The following is a 21,159-nucleotide window of genomic DNA, read 5'->3' on the forward strand; positions in this document are numbered from 1 at the left end:
TCAATCCCAGTCATTGAGGTTGGCGATGAACTCGTCAACCGATGATTCATCGAATAGTTTAGGAAGTTCTCCTGTGTTGATGTGATAGTCGTAATCGACCATCATATCTTCAACGGAATTCTCTCCATATTCGTTATCCTCGTAGTCCATATTATTTTGCGACTTCTTCTTTGAAACAGTTTGCGGGTTTGAACGCCGGAATGTTATGAGCCGGAATAACGAGTGTAGTGTTCTTGCTGATGTTGCGGGCTGTCTTCTCGGCTCTCTGCTTGACGATGAAAGAACCGAAGCCACGAAGATATACGTTTTCGCCGTGTGCGAGGCTATCCTTCACCACGGTCATAAACTGTTCGATAACGGTAACAACCGCTGCCTTGTCTATGCCGGTTGTCTTTGCGATTTCACTCGCTATTTCTGCTTTAGTCATTTTCTGTACTGCTTTGAATATGTTGAGATTTAGACTGCAAAGTTACGAATTTTCAATGACATTATGGCGTGAAAAAGGCCTGTCCTTGCCGGGACAGACCTGAAATGGATAAGGAATCTTCACAGATACCATATCCTGCTGCGATAGGCTTTGAGTTCCTCTTCTGGAAACTCGGCTATCGCTTTGTCAAATTCACGGAGTATCGCGGCTTTGTCGTCGGGCAATGCTCCGGTTATCGGCACCGTATTGGAAACGTGATGACCAAGCAGATTGACCTTTATCTTCAGTCGGTCAATAAGTGTGCGCATCTCCATAAGCCTTTCGATTTCCGGCTCTTCCACATAAGTCCCGTTTATGATCTCCTGATACAGTTGTGATTCGGGAAAGATTGTCAACGACACTATGTTTATGATGCAGGGATGGAGCTGATTAAGAATGTCGGCTGTTGCCACGGCACTTTCCACTTCTTTGCCTTTCCCTCCGAGTCCGTTAAGATAGAACACGTTGTAACGGATTCCGGCCTCGTCGAGTTTAGATAACTGCTCAAGAATATCCGAAGCATGATAACCCTTGTTCATTTTATCAAGGGTTTCGTCGTGAGCTGTCTCGACGCCTATGTTGATGCTGTCGAGCTTCATGTGACGGAGATTTTTCAGTTCCTCCACCGACTTTGGTGCGATGTCTGTCACGCGGGCGAACATTCCGAACGACACCATGTGAGGGAGGTATTTCCTCAGCAGAACTGCCACATCCATCAGTCTGTTATAGCTCAATGCAAATGGATTTGCTCCGGTGAGATAGACACGTCGGGCGCGCGGTTGCCACTGGCGGATGACTTTCAGGTCTTCCTCCACCTCCGAGAGAGGCGACATACGGAACGGAGTGCCGTGGTATAGGCTACAGAATTTGCACTTGTGCCATGTGCAGCCGGATGTGATCTGAAGAAGCTGCGAACTGGCCTCGTATGGCGGTCGCCATACCTGTCCGGTGAAATGTAGTTGGGGATATACCATATCTCGATTATTTTTTGTAACTTCGTGGTGCAAAATTAGATGATTATCAGCGTGGAAGCAATGACTTACCTAAGGGTTTGACCCTTACCGAAAAGTTTGTATTGCTCGTAATCAGTCGTTTTTGTAACCCCGGTTATGGCCAAAAAACTTGACTACGAATATTGCAAGGCGGCTCCGATGCTCGAATGGCTGGGCAACAAGTGGGCACTGGTGGTTCTCGTGAAGATTTCCGAGAACGAACCGGTACGATTCAACGAGCTGTACCGCAACATCCCGTCGGTATCGGAGAAGGTATTGTCACAAGTACTTCGTCAGCTGACCACCGACGGCATTATAAGCCGCGAGTTGTTCCCGGATGTTCCTCCCCGCACAGAATACTCTGTGACGGACTTCGGTAGAACGCTTCTGCCTCATGTCGAGGCCCTCATCAACTGGGGTCGCGACAACTTCGATACCATAATGTCAAACCGCCAAAAGTCTCATAACTAAAGATGCCCTACATATCAATTGAGAGCGGCAAACTGACCGCTGAACAGAAAAAGCAACTTATTGAGCGACTAACAGCAACGGCCTCCGAGATAACCCATATCCCGGAACAGTTCTTTACCGTTACGATCAAAGAACTGCCCGATGAAAACTTCGGTATCGGTGGCAAATCAATCGACGAAATAAAACGCAACTACAAGCAATGAAGGTAATAGGTATCAACGGAAGTGCCCGAAAAAACGGCAACACAGCCTTGATTATCAGCAAGGTCTTTGATGAACTCAATAAAGAGGGTATCGAATGTGAGCTGATACAATTGGCTGATTATGAAATACTGCCATGTCGTGGATGCTTTGCTTGTAAAGGCAGAGGCAACTGTGTGTTTGCGAATGATGGATTTGCAGAGATATTCAGCCGTATGGCAGATGCAGACGGCATAGTTCTCGGATCTCCGGTATATTCCGCGGATGTGTCTGCAAAGATGAAAGCCTTTCTGGAGCGTGGGGGTGTTGTCGTTGCAACCAATCCGGGAATTCTTCGCCATAAGATAGGGGCGTCGGTTGCCGCAGTGCGTCGCGGTGGCGGAATGACAACGGTCGACACCATGAATCATTTCATGCTCAACAAGGAAATGATTGTCGTAGGCTCCACCTATTGGAATATGGTCTATGGCAAGAACATCGGTGATGTGCTCAACGACGAGGAAGGTATGGCTAATATGCGTAACCTCGGCGAGAATATGAGTTTTGTTCTTAAAAAATTCAGATTATGAATGTAAAGGCAGAGTTGCTTACTGAAAACAGCTCCCACTTGCGGCTTAATGACGTAAATATCGAGTCGGAAAAGATACGGGCTATCATGATAAACGAAATTGTCCCCATTGATTCTGACGATGACTTCTATGGAAGGCCGGACTCCGCATATATGTCAACGACAATTCCGCTGTTCCGAAAAGCTGGGATAGAGGTAAATAGTATTCAGGATATATTGAACCTCGGCATCTACATCACTAATGCTGTCAAGACGCCTAAATCTGGATACTCAGTTTCAAAGGATAGTATCGAAGAAAGTCTGCCGTATCTTGAAAAGGAGCTTGAGCTGTTTACAAATCTTCAGGTTGTCATGCTGATGGGTGATGTGGCGAAAAAAGCCTTTAATATGATAAGCAAAAAGGCAACCAAGAAAAATGCCGTTCCAAGTATGTCTACCTACAAATTGCGTAACACTGAGATTTTCTATAAAGAAATACGTATTATACCCTCTTACATAATGACCGGACAGAACATTTTGATTGAGAAATCAAAATTCCAAATGGCATCGGAGGATATTACCTTGATGTATCGGTTGATTAACGAATCTTGATTAAAATATGGCTATTACACCTGACGATATTCTGAAATATTGCCTTGACAACTTTGACGGGATTGCAGAAGTAAACAGCTGGGGCGAGCGTGGGATTTTCTACAATCCCGGTGGCGTGTTGAAACGTGGCGTGTATGTATTGACAATCAAAGAAAAGGATGGCGACAATGACCGGGCTTCACTCCTTGACCGCGAGGATGTGTGGCGTGTGAATATAGGAGTCAGAAAACAGACATTCCGCACTTTATTCGCAGAATTGCCACAACGCCCGAACAAGGGCTGTATTGTAGATATGCCGTATGACTTTACCGCAAAGGATGTCATTATGCCGCATCCGGTCTATGCGTGGATGGGGTGGATTTGTGCTTTGACTCCATCTGAAACGACATTTGAATCATTGAAGCCTTACATCCTTGAATCTTACGAATACGCGAAAGAGAAATTCGGTAAAAAGATGGGCGGGACAGTGAACCGGTTATCTGAGGACAATGACAAAACCTCTGTCATTAGAGAATCGATAAAACGATACAATGATATTATCGAAAGCAACGAGCCTTTCTGTATGAAGGATGAGGCCTGGTATATGATGGGGCTTGCCTATCAGGAACTGTTCGACTATAAAAAAGCCTTCACCTGTTTCAAGAAAGCCGCAGAGATGAATTATGACGAAGCCTTTGTTAAGATGGGAGATGCCTATATGGAGGGGCTGGGAGTGAAGCAGAATCCGGTATTGGCTTTCCGCTGGTATCGCAAAGGTGCCGACATGGGGGAGATAAACGCCATGCTGAAGTTGGCAGACTGTTACAAGCACGGTACAGGCAGCAAGGTCAATTATTCAAAGGCGATGGAGCAATACCTGCATCTGGCGGAACGCACCGGTCGCTATTGGCAGAGATACGCTGACGGCATCGGCAAGGCACTGTATGAAATCGGCAACATGTATCTTGAAGGGTTGGGCGTGCCGGTTGATTTGAAAAAAGCTGCCAAATATTTCCGGCTTGCTGCCAAGAAAGGCAATCGAGAAGCTGAAAATGCATTGAACAAATTGAACAATAAGAATTTTAAAGATCTCAAGCGATGAAACTGCGGACACTGTGTTTCAGGGGCGATTCGGTTCTCGAGAAGAAAGAGAAGGAGAAATCCAACTATTGTCAGATTAGCCTGAACGCTACTACGTTCGGCATAGCACAGTTCATCCTGACGGAACTGATGCCTATTGATCTTGACGGATGCGGGCAGTTGACCATCCGTGCGAATGTTGAGCAGGAGATGATGGGCTGGCCGGGCTATAATCCGGTTCCTCAAATGGGCGTGTCGTGGTACAATCTTGACATCGAAACATCCCGCAAGCTCTATGACCTCAAACGCTTCAGCAAGGCATTCAGCGAAGAGCTCAGCAATGAGTTCGAGCAATATGTCGCCGGCATAGTCATGGATGTTCTTGTGGAGATTGACCAAGCGCACGACGGCAGAAACCGCCTTGCGGAGCGGCGCGATGACATTCTCAAAAAAATGAGGGAGTGCGGATGCGAGAAAGAAATCCTACTTGAAAAATACTCCAAGTTCCGCCGCGACAGGAAATACAAAGCGAAGGTGTACCGTTGCATCGGCCACGGCATAGGCGATGCGATACGAGTCGACTTGGTCGATTGTAAAAGCGGCGAGGTTGTCGTGTCGGAATGGCTCGATGAGTTACCCCACACTGTCGATATGGCGGGAGCCGTCACCCGTACAGGCTGGGACGGCGATGCCTTCAACGTGACATTTTTTCGGTCGGATTGGACAGAGACTGTGAAACTGCCTGAAAACAAAACAATAGAATCATGATAAAGTACACGAATAAATATACAGAAAAATCGTTCGACATTGACAAATGTCGCAAATCGGCTGAATCGGGCTATGCTCCCGCACAATATCAACTTGGCCAATGCTATGAAAATGGCATTAGCGTGGAGCGCAATCTTGCAAAAGCATTCAAATTATACTGGCTGGCATCTGACAACTGCCGTCCCGCAAAAGAGCGGCTGAACAAGGACAGCTATCAGGGGCAACTTGCCAAATGGCTGAAAAAAGCTGTCAACGGCAACCGGCTGTCAGGTAAAGATTTGGCGGAGGCGCAGTGTATGCTCGGATGCTGTTATCGGCGCGGTTGGGGTGTGGAATACGACATGGCCTCGGCTGTCGAATGGTGGCAGAAAGCCGCAGATTTGGGCGATGGGTATGCCATCGACCGCATAGGCGACTGCTACAGTAACGGAAACGGCGGACTGCCGAAAGATGCGGAGAAAGCTTTTGATTATTATCAGAAAGCAGCGGACGGAGGATATGCAGGAGCATATTTCACATTGGGACTGTGTTACCGCAACGGCGACGGAGTGGAACGCGATTACGAAAAGGCCTTTTATTGGTTTAATAAAGCCGCGGAACACGACGACCCGATGGCTTGGGTGGAACTTGGTCACTGTTATGCCACAGGATGTGGTGTTGCTGAAGATTATTGTCAGGCAGTCAGGTGGTACAATAAAGCCGTAGATTTCGGCGGAAATGCTTTCCCGGAAGCACAACGCGGTCTTGCCGACTGTTATGCAGCCGGGCACGGCGTGGAGCAGGACTGGGAAAAGGCTGCGGATTTGTACCGTCAGGCGGCTAAGAATGATGACCCTGAAGCTCAATTCCAGCTTGCACGATGCTATGCCGAGGGACATGGTGTAGAGCAAGATATGGCCGAAGCGGTGCGCCTGTACAAGAAAGCGGCGACCTACGTCAACGAAAACACGGGATACAACGGACATGCCGGAGCCATGCGTTGCCTTGCCGACTGTTATGCCAACGGCAATGGCATCAGAAAAAATGCGAAGCAGGCGGCTTTATGGCGTGCCAAAGCTGAGGAACTAAACAACATCGGATAAATAACAGTAACATTGGCAATATGAATGAGCTTGAAAAAATGCGCCGGGGTGAGCTTGCTGACATGAGTAGCCCCGAGTTGCAGACCAGCTTTATTCACGCGAAAAAACTGCTTGCGAGATTGCGAACCATGAGTTCATACGACGAGGGCTATCGTGAATTGCTCAATAATCTGATTCCGGATATTCCCGACACCTCAATTGTGTGTCCTCCGTTCCACTGCGACCACGGACATGGCATCAGACTTGGCGAGCATGTGTTTGTAAACGCCAACTGCACTTTTCTTGACGGAGCTTACATCACCATAGGCAACTATACGCTTGTAGGTCCAGATGTCAAAATATACACTCCGCACCATCCTATGGATTATGTTGCCCGCAGAGAAAGCAAGGAACATGCATATCCAGTGACTATCGGCGATGACTGCTGGATAGGTGGTGGCGCTATAATCTGTCCCGGAGTGACAATCGGCAACCGCTGCGTGATAGGAGCCGGAAGCGTAGTAACCAAAGATGTGGCTGACGATTCAGTCGTCGCAGGTAATCCGGCCGTAATCATCAGACGGTCTTCAGATGGTGCGGAAGAGTCAGCAACATTTTAACGAAATAAAATTAATGAAAAAAGAAATTTCTTATTTAATAGATGAATTTATTAATCTGTCTGATGAATTAAGACCGGGTTATTCCTTGAGTATTGCTAAGGATAAAGAGTTGTCTTTAATTCTCCCGGAATCATTAAATATATTGTACTCTAAAGTAAGTGGTACATACTATGAAATTGAAGATCAACGATTGATGGATTTCTTGCCCGGTTATCTTCTAATCAGGGATGCTGAATACGAAAGTTTTATGCAGACTATAAAGGAAATGATTCCTAATGGAGAAGATAAGTATTATCCAATCCTTGTGAATTATTCATCAGATTTTTATGCGTTGAAAGTATCGGAAGGTAAAGAAAAAGGAATTTTCCTGATAGAACACGATGCTGATGAGCCAACAAAGATTCATCATTCTTTTGAGGACTTTCTTCGTACCATAATCGCTTGCTATAAGCGAAAAATCTATTTTTGGATGATGACGGGTATCTTGATATGGACTTTTACGAAGAACAACTTATCGGCCAAAAGTATAATCCCGATATTGACTACTGGTTTGAAGATTAAGAGCAAAGTAGGTCTCTCCCAAAAAACTGATGAGAATTTATCAACCGAGAGAGTCGATGCGTCCGTAAGTGCGCTATTACCTGGTGCTGGAAAGCGATGTGGACGGTGCCCATGCCTCTCGCTTCCTTGGCAAATTACAGGATGTGTAATCAACTCCATTTAGTCAAATTACGTTTGACCTCCTTCAAATTATTGCGACCCCATTCCGAGAGTTGATTGAGTATGGGTATAAGAGTTCTGCCCAAATCGGTCAACTCGTATTCTGAGCGAGGAGGCACCTCGGCATATAGAATGCGCTTTACCAATCCAACTGATTCAAGTGTTTTCAGATGTCCTGACAATACCTTCGGAGATATATCGGGGATTGCCCTTGACAATTCGTTGAAACGCATTACGCCGAACTCGTCAAGTATGACAAGCAGGAGCATCGACCACTTGTTGGCGAAGTGTGCTATCACGTTCCTCATGGGGCACGTGGCGACACATGAATATTTTTCTGAAATTTTTTCGTTCTTCATCTGTCTGATATTGACTAAAAGTGAGTTTGAAGTAAGTGGCTATTTTGGAAGTAACCTCTTGCATGGCAATATTTTGATATATAACTTTGCGGTGAGTCTTGATGGCTTCGCCACCGCGCACCGGCTTCGCCGACATGCGCTTCAAGCTCACTCGCGAATGGATATTTGCGCTATCCAAAGGGTAGCAGTTATCCTTTGCAAAGTTAACACAAACATAATAAACCCACAAATTATGACTGAAATCAGTATCAGCATTCCAGCATCGGCTCAACCTTCAGGCAAGGCTGTGTTCGTGATGCTTGGAACAGGCTTCGATGAAATCGAGGCTCTGGCACCCGTCGATGTCATGCGACGTGCCGGGATGGAGGTATTCACCGTCTCTATGACAGAGAACAGACTTGTAAAAGGAGCCACAGGCAACCTTATCGTTGCAGACATGAGTGTTTCCGATTTGTCCCCCGAGCGGATAGACTGGCTCATATTCCCCGGTGCCGACAAATCGGAGGATGCGGTAAACCTTGACGAAAGGCTGAGCAACCTTGTGAAATCCCACTGGGAAAAAGGAGGCAACATCGCCGCCATCTGCGCAGCGCCGGCTCTGGTGCTTGGTCCGCTCGGTATCATAAATGGGGTAAAAGCCACCGGTTATCCTTTCCTCAAAGATGACTTTGAAAATAATGGCGGGATATACTCTGAGGAGCCAGTGGTAATCGGAGACCGCCTGATAACATCAAAGGGACCTGGAACAACTCTTGAATTTGCTCTTGCCATTGTCCGCAAGGCAAAGGGAGCGGATACGGAGAAGGCACTCCGTGAAGGCATGGTGATAGCCAATTGCAAATGCGATGATAATTGTACCTGCGGATGCAATAGCTAAAGCCTCAACGCCGCCTTTTGGCGGCCGAAATTTTTGGCAAAATGAAGGTGACGGAGGTCTTATATTCCGCCACCTTCATCGTTGATATGGCATTGGCTATGCTCTTTTTGACTCGTCATTGTTACCTTAAGCGGAAACTCGTCGACTTTCAGTTCTCTCTGCAATCATCTTCTTGTTGGCGTTGATGATACCGGCTATCTGCGCTGCATATTCGCAGACTCCGTTGGCAAATGCCCTGCATTGGATGATTGAGAAGTCTTTGAGCGAGATTTCTACTGTGGCGATTGTTCTGCCTCCCATTGTGGCGGTGAACACAAGCGTATCTTCTTTGAGGTAGTAGCCGGATGAACCTACACATATGTGTTGCTTTGTGCCTTCATCGTAGTATTCGGCTACGCTGTCAAGTGTGTGGAGTCTGATTGTGCCGTCAGTCATAGACAAACCTATGTATCTGCCTTTCAGTTCCTCAAACTTGACTTGGTCAGCTTCTGCTTTTTTGCGGTTGGCTTCCTTCTGCTCCTTTACCCTCTGGCGGTTGACCTTTTCCACATATTCATCATGGGCGGTTTTGAGGTCTTGGGGTGCTATCAGCGAGGGGGAATTTAGGTCTTTGCCCATACGCTCCAACATCTTGATATAGTCAAACCACATTCTAACGTCCTTAAAATCGTATCCGTTGCGCTTGGCTATCTTGATGGTGTTCCAATACTTGTCAATATCAGACTTATAGGCTGGTCTTGCGCAAAGGTATCGGAGCAATTCTATCTCGTTGGATTTCATCAGTGTCTCCGCCTTGGGGTTGGTCAGCAACTCTTGGAATAGGGTCACGGGGTGGATATGGTGACAATTTCCTTTGAACCCGTTGCGCTTGATAGTGTCAGTGACCTTGATGCGAGGGTAAACCCATTCATCGGATATGCGTTGGAAGGCTTCGTTGTCACACCTTATCTCCAATGGAGAACCAAAAGCGAAAGAGTCGATGTAGTATCCGAGAGTCCTCTGCAAACCGACAACGGTCTTATTGCATTTGGGGTCAATGAAATACTGACCGATTTCAAGAAAGGCTGGCTTTGCCTTCATACCCTTGCGCATTTCAACCATCATCAGGAACATTCTTACTACCTGATAGTCCTCAATGGTGGTGATTACATTGAAATAGGACTTTTCACGGATAACACGCTCTTTGGTATCCTTGATTTCTATCTGTGTGCCACATTCGGGGCATAGGCACGTCCCGTTTCGGGTTTCCAGCCACTCGTGACCGCATTTCATACAGGTACACATTCCGTTCTTCAACCGATAACCATAGTGATTGATGGTAAAGTTGAGTGCCCACTGCATTGGGGGAGTGGTGAGCGGGCGAAGTCGCCCACTCAGTTCCACTATATGCTGTTGCTTCTTGTTACGGGGTTTCATCGTCTTGGGGGTGTTTAGAATTCATCAAATAGGTTGGGAATAGTGTTAATCTCTGCTCCGGCTTTGGGAGCGGTGGCGGTCGGCTTGGGTTGAATCTTCGGTGCTGACTGCCGTCTGAGTTCTCGGAGTTGCTCATCCTTGTACTGCTCCATAGCCAGCTCTTTGAGTTCGGCTTTGTCCTCCTCGGTGAGTTGGTCTTTGGAGATTACCACCTTGCAGTTGATGGGTTTGCCGATTTCCTCTGCGGTACAGTCGCCATCCCAATAATGCGTGGCGAGTGAAAATACCTCATCGTTGGTCATTGCGCTGACTCCTTGACGCTTGACTTCGTTCAGTATGAACTGACAGCACTCAGAAAGGGACTTAGAGGGGTCTGCATAGCGGATAACAAACAGATTGTCGCTCTCTGCACGGCTATCAAGATAGTTGCGGATAGCCTCGATAAAATTCTCAGATGATTTCATAGTCGTATGTTTTAGAAAGTTAATATCCAATAGATTATCAGTATTGCGGTTATAAGGGATATTACCCAGCCCGAACCACGGATTACAGGTCTGACTATCACCCATACCAGAGTTCCGATTATTGCTCCGATGATGATTGTCACCACCTTTGCAACCTTTTTTATTTGGTTGAACCTGAGGCTTTGAGCTTCGCTTTGACCTTTTATGTGGCTGTTTGTTTTCATCGTTGCGACTTTTTTTTATTTGTATATCACTATCGGTTTTCGCTTGCTTGACACCTCAGAGGCGTGTGGTGGACAGAGGGGATGTTCGCTCTTTGACTTAAAAATACAAGCCGCAGGTCTGGAGATTTTTCAGTCAAAAGGCATCAGAATATCCCCGGCACCACACGTTCCCCACTGGCAAGCAAGTTAAAATCGCTGTTGATTAGACAATAACAGGAGCCACGACTCCGTCACGGTGAAAACATACTGTCACATAATCTCTCGGAAATCTTATTGAAAATAATTTCTCAATAATTTTTATAGAAATGGAACTGAGCGACATGACCAGCATAGTCTGCGAAGGACAGCCGACGAAGGAAGACTGTTCTCCGCAGTCTATGCCGAGTGTCGCAGTGTCAAAGCGGCAAGGGAGGGAACGGTCGTAAAAATCCTTATTCAGCAACGGCGAAAAAGAACACAGATGAACGGCAGAGAGTCTCAGAGGTAAAAGCAACGTCCCCGGTGCTTACCTCGGAGGCGTTGCGGGTTATCGGTGTTCCGCCGGTGCCCATAGGCGCGAAGCGGTCGAAAGGTGTCAGTGCCTGCACCGTCACCTTTTGACGGCATCACGCCGCCAACCCTGAAGACCGCTCCCTCTCTTGCCGCGTAATCAAATGTCAAAACCTCGGATAAAGTTATTGTAAAAATTGAAGGTTGAATTTTACTGCTTGTAATATACTATCAATATATCTATTTTAAGAATATGCAACTATCCATTTTGTATAATCAGATTTTTTGATTAACTTTGCGGTTGATATTCCACAAATATAATCAACCATGAGTATAGCAATCGCCTCAAAGCTCAACCATCTACTTTCCGAGAGTATTCCCGGAGGGCTTCTATTTGCGGGTTGGCTGAGAAAGGAAGGATATTCTTCACAATTGTTGAAAAAATATCGGGATTCCGGTTGGCTTGAAGCACTTGGGAGAGGGGTTATGTACCGACGCAATGACAATCTTTCTGCACTGACAGCCGTTCACTGTTATAATTATCAGACTGGTAACAATGCCCGCGTCGCAGCTCATTCAGCTCTTGAACTACATGGATTCAGCCACTATATACCTATGGGTAAACCTCGGCTGATGGTCGCATTTGAATCAGGAAACGTGGAAGATTGGGTAAGAAGCGACAAGTATGATATGACGATAGTGCCGTTTCATACCGGAATCTTCAAAGATCCATTGACACAATCCTACAAGACAAATCGCTACGACCTTAAAATCTCGTCGCCGGAACAAGCATTTCTAGAGTGTCTCCACCTTGTTCCGAGCCAATATAACTACATGGACTTGTATTATATTATGGAGCAGTTGACTTCTCTGAATCCGGAAAAGGTTCAGAATGCACTGGAAAATACTTCAAGCCAACGCATCAAGAGAATGTTCCTGTATATGGCGGAAAAAGGCGGCCACTATTGGTTTGATATGCTTGATCTGAACAAATTAGGGTTGACATCCTCCAAACTCAAACTCACCGACAACGGGGTGTATATACCAAAATATCGCATTACCGTTCCCAAAGAATTAAATGATTATGAATGACACTTACCGTAGACAAGTGGCCCTGCTGATAAGAGTCATGCCACTTGTATTCAAGATAAAGGATTTCGCTGTCCACGGAGGCACCGCAATAAACCTGTTTCATAGGAATCTTCCGAGATATTCGGTTGACATTGATATAACATATGTGCCTTTGGAAGACCGCGAGACGAGTCTTAAAAACATAAATAAGCATCTTACATCTCTGAAAACTGCAATCGAAAAATCAGTTCCGGGTATTCGTGTCACCCATAAACCTGATGTATGGAAATTGCAGTGTGTCAAAGACGGAACTACAATCAAGATTGAAGTCAACGGAACAAAAAGAGGAATCTTAGGCGATATAGAGAAGCTACAACTATGCGAGAAGGCCAAGGATGAGTTCGGTCTGACCTGTTTTGCCAATATCGTGTCATGGAGCCAGCTGTTCGGTGGCAAGATTGCGGCGGCTCTCAGTCGTCAGCATCCGCGAGATCTATTCGACTGTCGAGGCATAACCTCTGACGATTTCAATGCGGTAAAGGATGGCTTTATCCTTTGTCTGCTCGGAAGCGACAAACCTGTCATCGAATCCCTGCAACCTAATCCGATTGATCAGCGGGATGCTCTTGCCAACCAGTTTGAGGGAATGACCGACGAGCCGTTCAATTATGAGGATTATCAGAATGCAAGGGTAAATCTTATAGAGGTTGTCAACAATGGATTTACGGACGATGACAAAGACTTCCTGATTTCTTTTGAGGACGGCAATCCGGACTGGAGCAAGTGTTGTGCGGGAGATCTGCACGAATACCCATCGGTGAAATGGAAACTTAAGAATATAGCAAAACTGAAATCCAAAAATTCTACGAAGCATACGGCGGGTGTTGACAGGCTTATCGCATACTTCAAGCGTAAATAACAGATTTAACACTTGGTATAAGAAGCGTTAAAAGGAACCCACAGACTTGATTTTCAGACGAAAATTTAGTAATTTTGCCACTATAAGAACATCCCGTTCAAGCATCGGCAAGAGAGCCGGCGAGACTGACGGATTTTTCGTTACCATCTCGTTACCACTTATTGACGACTGTTATCTAATGCATTGATATAACTGCATTTGGAGCGTAAGGAACAAGTCCCTCCAGCTCCACTTTGCGACCATGCGACGGGCACGGAAATGACATGGAAATGAATTTTATTTTGCTTTTAAATTGCTTTTATTCAGGAAGTTAAATTTAGCAATTTTTAAGAAACCACCGGGCGCTCCAATTGATCTGTCAGACGGCTAAAACGCCTTACTAAACAGGCGATGTTTAGTAATTTGTTTAGTGTTTATTAGTGGTTCATGATTAATTTGGTAATGATACAGCACATTATTCTGCTCGAACTGACGAGGGTCTGAGATAAAATCATTGTAAATCGTGTAGTCACCTACCTCAATCGACAGGTCTTTGACCACCGCGTTCAGATAAACGGTCTGTGTGTCACCCTTACGGGGATATATTTTATTCATCATATCCTGTTGTTTTTTGAATCGTATAATTTCAGATAAATAAAAGGCTGAATACCGAGCATTATCACATATAGATATTCCACGCTCCAATAAGTTGCCAATCGGACATTGAGATTACTCAATCCCCATAAACAGAATAAATAGGCGATAGTAGTGATTACTTGAAAAAAGAATATGATCTTTGTCGCACCGGTACCTGTCACCGCATTAAGATAAATATAACCCGGCGGCTCCTGATATACCCATATCATATCTGAAAATCAAAAGCCGGTTGAGTGGAATGTTCATCAATATGGCAGTAATATTTATATTTGTTAAACCAGTTTCTAAATTGCAAGCCGACCTTGAAATCACCTACAGAAAAGTTTGCTAAAAAGCCATATGTACTTTTGTAATGGTGGCTTATGCCATTGTCAAAAGGAGATAAGGCGACACATCTGCCCAACTCACTAAAATGGCATATAAAATGAAACTTCACGAAGACAAGGAGCAATTGGCTGATGCCATCAGAATCACTGCCGCCGAACTTGGGATACCACAAAAGTTTGTGGAGAAGGATTTTGGGATATGCAGATACTTCAGAGTCTGTCGCGATGTCCTGCGGCGGGATGAACGGTATGTAAGCCCTGATTTCCGTTGGGAGGTCGTGGCTTAAATGTTTAACAACCGTCCCGCTCTCTAAATAAGAGAATGTGATGAAATGCAAGACGTGTAAAATCAGGCATTAAAAAGCTTTTATTAGAGTTGATTACTAAACGATTCCCCGATTTTAGTCTCGAATTATGAGACCTTTGTTAATTTTTATGGATCAAACCACTCTAATTTACTGAAAAATAGCTAACTTTGCTTATCAAATAAGGCTCTCTTATTTAGAGATCCTTTGCTGCAATCTATTATACAATATTCCGGATAAAAATGAGTTTAAAATATAAATATCGTATTTTTACCACCGGTATGTTGGCTGACCCAATATTTGAATCTGTATGTGCAATATGAAAGCATTTTATATTTTTATAGCGTTTGTTGCTTTGCTGATGTTCAATGCCTGTGACAAAACAAAACAAGATAATTATACATCAACGTCATTTGGCGAATTATCAGAGCAAGGACGTGTAATGTGTCGCAAGGGTAACTATATAGAGGGACTCCGGCTTTTGCAGGAAGCAAACGATATGCTTACAACCATGCATCCCGACAGCATAAATTCCAAAGAGGCTGTGAAGCTCCTTGGAAATCTTGCAAATCTATATAGTCGTATGGGGTTGCATGAAGAAGCAAAGCAGATCAATTATAAAGCTACAGTCATTGCAGATAAATATGCTCTTGATATCCGTGCCGATTTGTGGCGGATGCGGAGTTTTGTTTATAAACAAAACAATCAGATAGATTCCATGTTTATATGTCTGCAACGCAGCCGTGAACTGTGTGGTCTTATTGGCGACGCGGAATATCGTTTGGCAGTAATGCAGCGTGTAAACGCTGACCGCGCATATTTTTTCATTGAACACCCGGATTATGTCCCTGATTCAATTCCGGAAGCTCTGGCGACCTTAAAGCAGATTGTGTCTACCGACGATAATATAACCGGCAGATTTCTGATAGGCCGTGCGTATGTAATTTTAGGAAATCCCTCATATGGTTTGCCGATGATGGAGAGTGCATTGGAGGATTTCAGGCAAGTGGGCGATACGGAAAGTGAGGAATGGGCACTACAGCTGCTTGCACAGTCTTATGCGGCAACAAGAAATGGTAAACTGGCTGAAATATACATGGACGCAGCCTCTCTTCACGATACAATACTGCAAAGGCAGCGAGATAATCTTTTACTTGGTATGGATTTCCGATACCGCACATCACAGTTTAAAAGAGAAAAGGCAATGCTTGAAAGCGAGTTGCGGGCTAAACGGCAACGAATTGTTTTCATATCTGCCATTTCTGTCCTGATTATACTGGGAATCTCGGTCATCAGTATAATATATTTCCGTAATAACAAGCGAATACTGAGACTTAAACAGCAGAACATAGATAATCTTCTTTCGGAGCGTATAGCACTTAATGCCCGAATTGAGGAATTAAACAATGTAACCGCTGATAATAACGAAAATAAACGATACGAAATGTTGTCGGCCATATTGCTTGAAAAGGACGATGATCTGCGTTTTCGGAAGAATTTCAATGATCTATATCCCGGATTTATTTATAAATTACGTCATGAATATCCCAATCTTACTTCCGGTAATGAATTGCTTTGTATGCTGATAGCCTTAAATATGAAAAACGAAGAAATAGCACTCGCCCTTGGTATATCGAGAGATAGCCTCGCCACATCCCGATACCGGCTTCGCTCTCGCCTTAACCTGTCGAAAGACACAGATCTTGACAATTTTATTAAATCAAGAATTTAGTGTGCTTGCATATTTCCCTGGAGTAAGACCGTCGTTGCAGTATACAAAGGCTTTATGGAAAGCCTGTGCGGTGGAATAACCGCACAGATGAGCCACATCCGACATTGAAATCGCAGGATTGATCTGGATTAACTTCTTGGCATATTCAATTCGATGCTCTCTTATGACTATAATAAAGCTTTTGCCAAAACCATCATTGAAGATTTTAGAGGCATAGGTGCGATTCAGACCGAAATGAGTCATTACATCCTTTAGACTGAAGTCGGCACTAAGATAGGGTCGTTCATTAACGAGCCACATCTCGACTTGTTGTTTGTATAAACTGAATTTACTATTGAAATCTTCTCCTTCAAGTTTAGTTAGTTCCGGAATTATATAATCTGTACGGTCGCTTGAATAAGGGGTATTGTATACTATTATCTTGGCTGTGAGCCATGCAAGAAAAATGCAAGCGACTATATTGTGACATAGAAAGGTGGTGTATGATGCAAAACAGAGATTTATGAAGAAAAAAACGGTGATGGTTACCAAGCCTAACAAATATGTGTGCATCCACTTTATAGCGTATTTCTGATATTCCGAATAATTGTCTTCAATATATTTGTTATACTTGTTGGTATAACGTATTATAAGACGAATGGTGAAAGATAGGTATCCAAATAGACAAGCACACAGAACAAGCCTGAACCAAACTGAAAAATAATAAATATGTGACCAAAAGTCACCAAGAGATTTAAGGTTGAATTGTTTAAGGTCAAACGATGCAATTGCTCCATAATATATTATAATACACAGCAGGAATGGTAGCCAAAACATAAACAGTCTGCCGGTCTTGATCTTCTGAGCCGACAATACAGTAATCGGCCATACGAGAAATGAAACACCGGCGACGATACCCCCAAGTATCAACTCCGGTGCAAGAATGTATTCATATATCCGCGTCGTATCGCCAAATACGAGGCCATATGCACGGAGAGCCCATGCGGCACCCCATACGAACAACACCACGGACAACCATCTACGTTGTCTTATGCCTTGCCAATCATAGGCTAACAGAAAAGCACTCCACAGACAGATTGTGGATGAAACGCATAGGGCGGTCTGTAGAATAGTCTTTGTCATTAGTTCAAATTTTTTAATTATTCATTGTTGATAAACGGTATTACAAAGTTACAAAAAACAAACGACAATGGGCGTGCCGGGCAAGAGCTCAGGCCGCATGCAACTTGCTGATATACTTGTGATTTTACTGCTGGATAATGGCGAATTTATGTATTGATAAGTCTTCGTTCAGAATACTGTCCATTGCTTTACGCTGGGACAATCCCGATTTTAACGGTGGTGTAATGCCCGGATGGCAGCACATCGCTAAATTCGCAAACACAAACTTGAAAAATTGTTTAGCAACTACCCAAATCTCTTATCAAGAGATTGTGATTAATTTGAATATGAAGAAACAGTACCTCATTATCGCATTACTCGCATTGGTATTTCTTTTCGGCAACAACTGCGCGGCCGAAGAGAGGGCGGCTGTCAAGACTAATCTGCTTTATGACGCATTACTTAATGTGAACTTAGGCGCGGAACTGAAACTCGCGCCTCACTGGTCTGTTGATCTATCCGGGAATTATAATGGATGGAGACTATCCAATGGTCGACAGTGGAAACACTGGATGATTCAACCGGAGTTAAGATATTGGACGAGCAGAGAGAATATGCGGGGCCATTTCTTTGCCGGACATATATTCGGTGGGCAGTTCAATACTACTCTTAATAAATATAGACGCCAAGGATGGGCTGCGGGTGCCGGAATCGGATATGGATATTCATGGTCTATGGCAGATCATTGGGGACTGGAGGCAGAGATCGCTCTCGGCTATGCCCGTTATAGCTACGACAAATTTCCCTGTGCTGATTGTGGCAGAAAGATAGCCGTCCGCAATAAAAACTATGTCGGTCCAACTAAAGCAGCTATAACTCTGGTATACTACTTTGGCGGTCCTAAGAAGGAAACACCTGTTATTGTTTTGCCGGAGGTGCCGGTTATTCAACCTGTTGAACTATCAGCAATAGATACATTGCCAAAGTTTGAGTTTCCGCTTGTTGATGTTCCCCACAGCAAGATCCTGACGGAAAATCTTGCCGGAACAGCGCGTGTGCAATTTAAAGTAAACCGGACCGAGATTGACTCTACGCTTGCCGACAATAAAAATGAGCTCGCAATTATCACCGGCAAACTTGATTCCATCCGCAATAATCTTGGAATGGATATTCATCGTATAGAGCTTATCGGGTATGCTTCTCCGGAAGGTTCTTATGCAAATAATGATAGGCTTGCATCAATGAGAACCGTATCCTTAAAGTCATTCATCCAATCGGAAATGGAGCTCCCTGACAGTATCATATATGTAAGTCACATAGCAGAAGACTGGGGCGGATTGCGTAATGCAATTCAGGAATCCGATATTGCAGACAAATACGTACTGATTGAGATAATGGACAGCAACCGTAGTCCGGATACAAAAGAAGCCTTGATGAAAAGACATAGAGCGTCGTGGGCATGGATAAGCAGAGAGATTCTGCCATCCCTAAGGCGAACGGAGTATCGTATTGAGTACCAACATCAGTATGAGGAAAAAGAGCTACAGACACTCGAAGAGGTCAACCGCTGTATTACTGAAGGCGATATTGATGAGGCTGCCAAACTGTTAGTAAACATTCCGTCATCTCCTGAGGCTGATTATGCAAGGGGAGTCGTAGCGGCATTGCAACATCGATATGTTGAGGCTGAGGCATGGTTTAACCGTGCCCGGTCACGAGGCGTGGAAGAAGCGGTTCAGGCATTGCATGACTTAAAAACCAAAACAGCGAAATAACAACTAATTTTTTTTAACAATAATCGAAAAGACAATGGAAAAATTCCTTAAAACACTGCTGGTTGGATTACCAATGGCGATTCTCGGAGCTTGTTCCGCCGACGGGCCTATTGTGGCGGACAAGGACGATTCCGTCGCCGAGAAAACAGAGGTTCGCTACCTTAAAGTGAATCTCGTGAATGCAAATGGCAACCCAAGTGGCTCACGAGCTATCGGCGATGATCAATCTACTGATTATGTCAACGGCACTGAAGATGAAAACAAAATCCGCACCGTCGACTTCTATTTCTATGATGCGGATAAAAACTATTACAGCCATGTTTCATCCGGCCTGACTGCGGCTGTAGATCCTACCACACCGGGAACTATTTCATCAGTACATGGCTTTTATCAAACCAATGTGCCCGTTAACTTGGTTCAAGGAGAAAAGATGCCTCGCTATGTTATCTGCATTATCAACGCTGTAAATGCCAACTTCTATGAGAACAGGAGTATGGAGGAGGCCCAAAACCGGTTGCTGGAGAAATTCTACAGCCCTGAAGACGGAGGCAACAAATACTTCTCAATGAACAACTCCGTATATTATGGACTCGATGAGGTTACGGGACAAAGCAATCAGTTGATAATGGCAACCCCATTTGACAACAATAAGCTCCTGACCATGACCGAACTTGAAAATATGAAAGAGGAAGAGGCCGCTGATGTCACTGTGGACATATACGTAGAACGCTATGCCGCTAAAGTCAATTTCAGCATTTCAGATGGTGCTGTGAAGGATTTTGAGGTATCCAACGGCATCACACTTGAATTTACTCCTCTTAACTGGGGCGTGAATGCTTATGAGAAAGAGTTTTTCTTCCTCAAGTCATATCGTAAAGCCACCGGAAACGTCCTCGACTTCGAGTCATTTGATGTAATGAATGAAATACTGTTTGCCGGATGGAACCGTCCGGATCACTTCCGCTCTTTTTGGGCTCGTACTCCGGGATATTACGAAGACAACTATCCTTTGGTTGCCGACGACATACTCGACGTTGGGGATTCATATCCTTATTCTGCGCACTATCAGTCAATCCAGACTGCTAAAAACACCATAGGCCAATCGCAATATCTCATCGAGAGCACATTAAAGGGATCACGTCTCACCGGTCAGGACATGCCCGACCAATACCTTCCTTTAACTTCAATTCCTTCAGTCGTTCTGGTCGGTCAATATAAAATCAACGGAAGAGCATTGTCATTCTATATATATCAGAAAAATACCGACGGTATTCCGGAAATATATGCCGCGAATGATGAAGAAATATCGGGAGTCGAGACCATTCATGACCGTCTGCTCGAAATACAGACCGTAGTTTTGAAAAAGGATGGGAACAGCTATATCCCTGTAAGAAAAGAACATCTTAACAAGACCATCGCCACGTTCATTGTTGAGCACCCTAAAAAGGAGGCGCGTCAAAGCCTTAAAGTGGGTGGCGACCTTGTGACTTTACAGATTAACGTAGTTAACAGCGGATTCTATTATTATGACTCGGAAACTCAAGCATATACCGAAATCAATTCTCCGGAGACTGTTGCCAAAGCAAATCGTCTGTTGTACCAGAATCTTGGCGGTGCTCACGCATATATCAATGGTATGACTTTCTTCAGTGCGCCTATTCAGCATTGGGGCTGGTATCGTACAGGAAATGAAAACTATGGCAAGACAATGGCGGAATGGGATTGGTCGGCTATGAAAACCGGAGATTTCGGTATAGTCCGCAACCACATATACACCATACAGATTGACAACATCGCAGGTCTTGGTACAGGTATTATTAACGATACAGATCCGTTGTTGCCTCCTACCGACAAGGTAAGCTATGCGGTCAAGTTCCGTGTAAATATCCAGAAGTGGGCAACTCTTCCTGTTCAGAAATGGGAATGGTAATCACTTCAATCATTTGAAT

At 44.6% G+C, this 21,159-nt stretch carries 25 protein-coding genes and 2 pseudogenes; 16 read left to right on the forward strand and 11 right to left on the reverse strand.

Translation table 11 applies throughout. From position 1 onward, the window contains the following. From E4T81_RS15570 to E4T81_RS04025, 3 genes are all read right to left on the reverse strand, one after another. Positions 1 to 150: a hypothetical protein gene (locus E4T81_RS15570; RefSeq protein WP_167761652.1), complete on the reverse strand. Its 150-nt coding sequence runs from the start codon at positions 148 to 150 to the stop codon at positions 1 to 3. 1 nt (position 151) lies between these two features. Beyond that, a complete protein-coding gene (locus E4T81_RS04020; protein ID WP_135041653.1) occupies positions 152 to 427 on the reverse strand; it encodes an HU family DNA-binding protein in 276 nt (91 codons plus the stop codon). 119 nt (positions 428 to 546) lie between these two features. Further along, positions 547 to 1,440 carry a radical SAM protein gene (locus tag E4T81_RS04025; protein ID WP_135041655.1) on the reverse strand — a complete coding sequence of 298 codons (894 nt, stop codon included), beginning with the start codon at positions 1,438 to 1,440 and terminating at the stop codon, positions 547 to 549. 135 nt (positions 1,441 to 1,575) lie between these two features. Here E4T81_RS04025 and E4T81_RS04030 point away from each other — a divergent pair, with 135 nt between their 5' ends. Genes E4T81_RS04030 through E4T81_RS04070 form a run of 9 tightly spaced genes read left to right on the forward strand, consistent with a single transcriptional unit; the run spans position 1,576 to position 7,520 of the window. Continuing rightward, entirely contained in the window at positions 1,576 to 1,929 is a 354-nt protein-coding gene (locus tag E4T81_RS04030) for a helix-turn-helix domain-containing protein (protein ID WP_135041657.1), read from the forward strand. Positions 1,930 to 1,931: 2 nt separating this feature from the next. Then, the gene (gene dmpI / locus E4T81_RS04035; protein WP_135041659.1) at positions 1,932 to 2,132 is read left to right on the forward strand and encodes a 4-oxalocrotonate tautomerase DmpI; all 201 of its coding nucleotides are present in this window, start codon (positions 1,932 to 1,934) and stop codon (positions 2,130 to 2,132) included. Further along, a complete protein-coding gene (locus E4T81_RS04040) occupies positions 2,129 to 2,698 on the forward strand; it encodes a flavodoxin family protein (protein ID WP_135041661.1) in 570 nt (189 codons plus the stop codon). Before dmpI ends, E4T81_RS04040 begins: the two co-directional genes overlap by 4 nt. Next, positions 2,695 to 3,288, forward strand: a complete 594-nt coding sequence (locus E4T81_RS04045; RefSeq protein ID WP_135041663.1) for a uracil-DNA glycosylase family protein — start codon at positions 2,695 to 2,697, stop codon at positions 3,286 to 3,288. Before E4T81_RS04040 ends, E4T81_RS04045 begins: the two co-directional genes overlap by 4 nt. A 7-nt stretch (positions 3,289 to 3,295) precedes the next feature. Then, positions 3,296 to 4,369, forward strand: a complete 1,074-nt coding sequence (locus E4T81_RS04050) for a DUF6194 family protein (protein ID WP_135041664.1) — start codon at positions 3,296 to 3,298, stop codon at positions 4,367 to 4,369. After that, a complete protein-coding gene (locus E4T81_RS04055) occupies positions 4,366 to 5,115 on the forward strand; it encodes a hypothetical protein (RefSeq protein WP_135041666.1) in 750 nt (249 codons plus the stop codon). Before E4T81_RS04050 ends, E4T81_RS04055 begins: the two co-directional genes overlap by 4 nt. Then, positions 5,112 to 6,197: a tetratricopeptide repeat protein gene (locus E4T81_RS04060; protein WP_135041668.1), complete on the forward strand. Its 1,086-nt coding sequence runs from the start codon at positions 5,112 to 5,114 to the stop codon at positions 6,195 to 6,197. The genes E4T81_RS04055 and E4T81_RS04060 overlap by 4 nt, the downstream gene beginning before the upstream one ends. A 20-nt stretch (positions 6,198 to 6,217) precedes the next feature. After that, entirely contained in the window at positions 6,218 to 6,796 is a 579-nt protein-coding gene (locus tag E4T81_RS04065; RefSeq protein ID WP_135041670.1) for a sugar O-acetyltransferase, read from the forward strand. Between the two features lie 13 nt (positions 6,797 to 6,809). Next, on the forward strand, positions 6,810 to 7,520 hold the full coding sequence (locus tag E4T81_RS04070; RefSeq protein ID WP_135041672.1) for an SMI1/KNR4 family protein: 711 nt from the start codon (positions 6,810 to 6,812) through the stop codon (positions 7,518 to 7,520). Here the strand turns inward: E4T81_RS04070 and E4T81_RS04075 are convergent. Further along, on the reverse strand, positions 7,507 to 7,875 hold the full coding sequence (locus E4T81_RS04075; protein ID WP_167761658.1) for a helix-turn-helix domain-containing protein: 369 nt from the start codon (positions 7,873 to 7,875) through the stop codon (positions 7,507 to 7,509). The two genes, E4T81_RS04070 and E4T81_RS04075, sit on opposite strands and share 14 nt — an antisense overlap. 232 nt (positions 7,876 to 8,107) lie before the next feature. On the opposite strand from E4T81_RS04075, the gene E4T81_RS04080 reads away from it, so the two are divergent. Then, on the forward strand, positions 8,108 to 8,752 hold the full coding sequence (locus tag E4T81_RS04080) for a DJ-1 family glyoxalase III (protein ID WP_167761660.1): 645 nt from the start codon (positions 8,108 to 8,110) through the stop codon (positions 8,750 to 8,752). A 126-nt stretch (positions 8,753 to 8,878) separates the two neighbouring features. Here E4T81_RS04080 and E4T81_RS04085 read toward each other — a convergent pair whose 3' ends face one another. From E4T81_RS04085 to E4T81_RS15580, 4 genes are all read right to left on the reverse strand, one after another. Continuing rightward, a complete protein-coding gene (locus E4T81_RS04085) occupies positions 8,879 to 10,168 on the reverse strand; it encodes a PcfJ domain-containing protein (RefSeq protein WP_135041678.1) in 1,290 nt (429 codons plus the stop codon). Positions 10,169 to 10,182: 14 nt separating this feature from the next. Beyond that, positions 10,183 to 10,632 carry a PcfK-like family protein gene (locus E4T81_RS04090; protein WP_167761665.1) on the reverse strand — a complete coding sequence of 150 codons (450 nt, stop codon included), beginning with the start codon at positions 10,630 to 10,632 and terminating at the stop codon, positions 10,183 to 10,185. Positions 10,633 to 10,643: 11 nt separating this feature from the next. Continuing rightward, positions 10,644 to 10,856, reverse strand: a complete 213-nt coding sequence (locus E4T81_RS15575; protein ID WP_167761669.1) for a hypothetical protein — start codon at positions 10,854 to 10,856, stop codon at positions 10,644 to 10,646. Positions 10,857 to 11,287: 431 nt separating this feature from the next. Further along, on the reverse strand, positions 11,288 to 11,449 hold the full coding sequence (locus E4T81_RS15580; protein WP_167761673.1) for a hypothetical protein: 162 nt from the start codon (positions 11,447 to 11,449) through the stop codon (positions 11,288 to 11,290). A 223-nt stretch (positions 11,450 to 11,672) separates the two neighbouring features. On the opposite strand from E4T81_RS15580, the gene E4T81_RS04095 reads away from it, so the two are divergent. Together E4T81_RS04095 and E4T81_RS04100 are read left to right on the forward strand one after the other, a co-directional pair. After that, entirely contained in the window at positions 11,673 to 12,437 is a 765-nt protein-coding gene (locus E4T81_RS04095) for a type IV toxin-antitoxin system AbiEi family antitoxin (RefSeq protein ID WP_135041682.1), read from the forward strand. Then, positions 12,430 to 13,335 carry a nucleotidyl transferase AbiEii/AbiGii toxin family protein gene (locus tag E4T81_RS04100; RefSeq protein WP_135041684.1) on the forward strand — a complete coding sequence of 302 codons (906 nt, stop codon included), beginning with the start codon at positions 12,430 to 12,432 and terminating at the stop codon, positions 13,333 to 13,335. Before E4T81_RS04095 ends, E4T81_RS04100 begins: the two co-directional genes overlap by 8 nt. A 414-nt stretch (positions 13,336 to 13,749) precedes the next feature. On the opposite strand, the pseudogene E4T81_RS04105 reads toward E4T81_RS04100, so the two are convergent. Further along, positions 13,750 to 13,932: pseudogene (locus E4T81_RS04105) on the reverse strand (antibiotic acetyltransferase); the annotation flags it as partial. Next, positions 13,929 to 14,156 (reverse strand): annotated as a pseudogene (locus tag E4T81_RS16065) (hypothetical protein); the annotation flags it as partial. The pseudogenes E4T81_RS04105 and E4T81_RS16065, both read right to left, overlap by 4 nt. 239 nt (positions 14,157 to 14,395) lie before the next feature. Between E4T81_RS16065 and E4T81_RS04115 the strand changes: the two are divergent. Next, positions 14,396 to 14,584 (forward strand): hypothetical protein, encoded by a 189-nt coding sequence (locus E4T81_RS04115; protein WP_135041686.1) that lies wholly within the window; start codon positions 14,396 to 14,398, stop codon positions 14,582 to 14,584. Between the two features lie 562 nt (positions 14,585 to 15,146). After that, entirely contained in the window at positions 15,147 to 16,334 is a 1,188-nt protein-coding gene (locus E4T81_RS04120) for a hypothetical protein (RefSeq protein ID WP_135041687.1), read from the forward strand. Here E4T81_RS04120 and E4T81_RS04125 read toward each other — a convergent pair. Further along, positions 16,323 to 17,456, reverse strand: coding sequence for an AraC family transcriptional regulator (locus E4T81_RS04125; protein ID WP_135041689.1), 1,134 nt, complete (start codon positions 17,454 to 17,456; stop codon positions 16,323 to 16,325). The genes E4T81_RS04120 and E4T81_RS04125 overlap by 12 nt on opposite strands. Before the next feature lie 326 nt (positions 17,457 to 17,782). On the opposite strand from E4T81_RS04125, the gene E4T81_RS04130 reads away from it, so the two are divergent. Next, positions 17,783 to 19,210 (forward strand): DUF3575 domain-containing protein, encoded by a 1,428-nt coding sequence (locus E4T81_RS04130; RefSeq protein ID WP_135041691.1) that lies wholly within the window; start codon positions 17,783 to 17,785, stop codon positions 19,208 to 19,210. Positions 19,211 to 19,244: 34 nt separating this feature from the next. Then, on the forward strand, positions 19,245 to 21,140 hold the full coding sequence (locus tag E4T81_RS04135) for a fimbria major subunit (RefSeq protein ID WP_135041693.1): 1,896 nt from the start codon (positions 19,245 to 19,247) through the stop codon (positions 21,138 to 21,140). The last annotated feature ends 19 nt before the right edge of the window (positions 21,141 to 21,159 follow it).

Source organism: Barnesiella sp. WM24, from assembly GCF_004570975.1.
Taxonomy (GTDB): Bacteria; Bacteroidota; Bacteroidia; order Bacteroidales; family Muribaculaceae; genus Muribaculum.

What these genes read in the sequence shown, in the direction of transcription:
- E4T81_RS15570 (WP_167761652.1), bottom strand. Translation starts at nt 150, where the DNA reads ATGGACTACGAGGATAACGAATATGGAGAGAATTCCGTTGAAGATATG.
- E4T81_RS04020 (WP_135041653.1), bottom strand. Translation starts at nt 427, where the DNA reads ATGACTAAAGCAGAAATAGCGAGTGAAATCGCAAAGACAACCGGCATA.
- E4T81_RS04025 (WP_135041655.1), bottom strand. Translation starts at nt 1,440, where the DNA reads ATGGTATATCCCCAACTACATTTCACCGGACAGGTATGGCGACCGCCA.
- E4T81_RS04030 (WP_135041657.1), top strand. Translation starts at nt 1,576, where the DNA reads ATGGCCAAAAAACTTGACTACGAATATTGCAAGGCGGCTCCGATGCTC.
- dmpI (WP_135041659.1), top strand. Translation starts at nt 1,932, where the DNA reads ATGCCCTACATATCAATTGAGAGCGGCAAACTGACCGCTGAACAGAAA.
- E4T81_RS04040 (WP_135041661.1), top strand. Translation starts at nt 2,129, where the DNA reads ATGAAGGTAATAGGTATCAACGGAAGTGCCCGAAAAAACGGCAACACA.
- E4T81_RS04045 (WP_135041663.1), top strand. Translation starts at nt 2,695, where the DNA reads ATGAATGTAAAGGCAGAGTTGCTTACTGAAAACAGCTCCCACTTGCGG.
- E4T81_RS04050 (WP_135041664.1), top strand. Translation starts at nt 3,296, where the DNA reads ATGGCTATTACACCTGACGATATTCTGAAATATTGCCTTGACAACTTT.
- E4T81_RS04055 (WP_135041666.1), top strand. Translation starts at nt 4,366, where the DNA reads ATGAAACTGCGGACACTGTGTTTCAGGGGCGATTCGGTTCTCGAGAAG.
- E4T81_RS04060 (WP_135041668.1), top strand. Translation starts at nt 5,112, where the DNA reads ATGATAAAGTACACGAATAAATATACAGAAAAATCGTTCGACATTGAC.
- E4T81_RS04065 (WP_135041670.1), top strand. Translation starts at nt 6,218, where the DNA reads ATGAATGAGCTTGAAAAAATGCGCCGGGGTGAGCTTGCTGACATGAGT.
- E4T81_RS04070 (WP_135041672.1), top strand. Translation starts at nt 6,810, where the DNA reads ATGAAAAAAGAAATTTCTTATTTAATAGATGAATTTATTAATCTGTCT.
- E4T81_RS04075 (WP_167761658.1), bottom strand. Translation starts at nt 7,875, where the DNA reads ATGAAGAACGAAAAAATTTCAGAAAAATATTCATGTGTCGCCACGTGC.
- E4T81_RS04080 (WP_167761660.1), top strand. Translation starts at nt 8,108, where the DNA reads ATGACTGAAATCAGTATCAGCATTCCAGCATCGGCTCAACCTTCAGGC.
- E4T81_RS04085 (WP_135041678.1), bottom strand. Translation starts at nt 10,168, where the DNA reads ATGAAACCCCGTAACAAGAAGCAACAGCATATAGTGGAACTGAGTGGG.
- E4T81_RS04090 (WP_167761665.1), bottom strand. Translation starts at nt 10,632, where the DNA reads ATGAAATCATCTGAGAATTTTATCGAGGCTATCCGCAACTATCTTGAT.
- E4T81_RS15575 (WP_167761669.1), bottom strand. Translation starts at nt 10,856, where the DNA reads ATGAAAACAAACAGCCACATAAAAGGTCAAAGCGAAGCTCAAAGCCTC.
- E4T81_RS04095 (WP_135041682.1), top strand. Translation starts at nt 11,673, where the DNA reads ATGAGTATAGCAATCGCCTCAAAGCTCAACCATCTACTTTCCGAGAGT.
- E4T81_RS04100 (WP_135041684.1), top strand. Translation starts at nt 12,430, where the DNA reads ATGAATGACACTTACCGTAGACAAGTGGCCCTGCTGATAAGAGTCATG.
- E4T81_RS04115 (WP_135041686.1), top strand. Translation starts at nt 14,396, where the DNA reads ATGAAACTTCACGAAGACAAGGAGCAATTGGCTGATGCCATCAGAATC.
- E4T81_RS04125 (WP_135041689.1), bottom strand. Translation starts at nt 17,456, where the DNA reads ATGACAAAGACTATTCTACAGACCGCCCTATGCGTTTCATCCACAATC.
- E4T81_RS04130 (WP_135041691.1), top strand. Translation starts at nt 17,783, where the DNA reads ATGAAGAAACAGTACCTCATTATCGCATTACTCGCATTGGTATTTCTT.
- E4T81_RS04135 (WP_135041693.1), top strand. Translation starts at nt 19,245, where the DNA reads ATGGAAAAATTCCTTAAAACACTGCTGGTTGGATTACCAATGGCGATT.